Origin of the sequence: Burkholderia sp. RF4-BP95 (assembly GCF_001521985.1) — a bacterium.
Classification (GTDB): Bacteria; Pseudomonadota; Gammaproteobacteria; order Burkholderiales; family Burkholderiaceae; genus Burkholderia; species Burkholderia diffusa.
Genome location: NZ_LOSX01000003.1, coordinates 1 through 1,409 on the forward strand (window position 1 = coordinate 1; position 1,409 = coordinate 1,409).

Genomic DNA, 1,409 nt, shown 5'->3' on the forward strand with positions numbered 1-1,409 from the left:
GCGACCATTTCCGGCATGCCGGCCTACCGCGCGCTGGCCGCCGAAGCCGAGCAGGATTACGAAGGCTTCTGGGCGCGTCTCGCGCGCGAAGGCCTGACCTGGCACAAGCCGTTCACCAAGGTGCTCGACGAGCGCAATGCGCCGTTCTACAAGTGGTTCGACGACGGCGAACTCAACGCGTCGTACAACTGCCTCGACCGTCACGTCGAAGCCGGCAACGGCGAGCGCGTCGCGGTGATCTTCGAAGCCGACGACGGCACCGTCACGCGCGTCACCTATGCCGACCTGCTCGCTCGCGTGTCGCGCTTCGCGAATGCGCTGAAGAAACGCGGAATCGGCAAGGGCGATCGCGTCGTCATCTACATTCCGATGTCGATCGAGGGCATCGTCGCGATGCAGGCCTGCGCGCGCATCGGCGCCACGCACTCGGTCGTGTTCGGCGGTTTCTCCGCGAAATCGCTGAACGAGCGGCTCGTCGACGTCGGCGCGGTCGCGCTCATCACCGCCGACGAGCAGGCGCGCGGCGGCAGGACGCTGCCGCTCAAGAGCATCGCCGACGAGGCGCTCGCGATGGGCGGCTGCGAAGCCGTCAAGAGCGTGATCGTCTATCGCCGCACCGGCGGCAAGATCGACTGGCACGCCGGGCGCGACCTGTGGATGCACGAGATCGCCGACAGCGAATCCGATACGTGCGCACCCGAATGGGTCGGCGCCGAGCACCCGCTGTTCATCCTCTATACGTCGGGCTCGACCGGCAAGCCGAAGGGCGTGCAGCACAGCACCGGTGGCTATTTGCTGTGGGCCGCGCAGACGATGAAGTGGACCTTCGACTGGAAGCCCACCGACGTGTTCTGGTGCACGGCCGACATCGGCTGGGTCACGGGCCACACGTACATCACCTACGGCCCGCTCGCGTGCGGCGGCACGCAGGTCGTGTTCGAAGGCGTGCCGACTTACCCGGACGCCGGCCGCTTCTGGAAGATGATCAACGATCACAAGGTCACGGTGTTCTACACCGCGCCGACCGCGATCCGCTCGCTGATCAAGGCCGCCGAGGCCGACGACAAGGTCCATCCGAAGAGTTACTACCTGTCGAGCCTGCGCATCATCGGCACGGTCGGCGAACCGATCAATCCGGAAGCGTGGATGTGGTACCACAAGCACGTCGGCCAGGAACGCTGCCCGATCGTCGACACGTGGTGGCAGACCGAAACCGGCGGCCACATGATCACGCCGCTGCCGGGCGCGACGCCGACGGTGCCGGGTTCGTGCACGCTGCCGCTGCCGGGCATCATGGCCGCGGTGGTCGACGAGACGGGGCAGGACGTACCGAACGGGCAAGGCGGCATTCTCGTCGTCAAGCGTCCGTGGCCGGCGATGATCCGCACGATCTGGGGCGACCCGGAGCG

At 66.9% G+C, this 1,409-nt stretch carries 1 protein-coding gene; it reads left to right on the plus strand.

Annotation, left to right across the window (positions count from 1 at the left end; genetic code table 11):
- On the plus strand, window positions 1-1,409 hold a 1,409-nt coding region (gene acs / locus WS46_RS00200), incomplete at both ends, for an acetate--CoA ligase (RefSeq protein ID WP_059688963.1).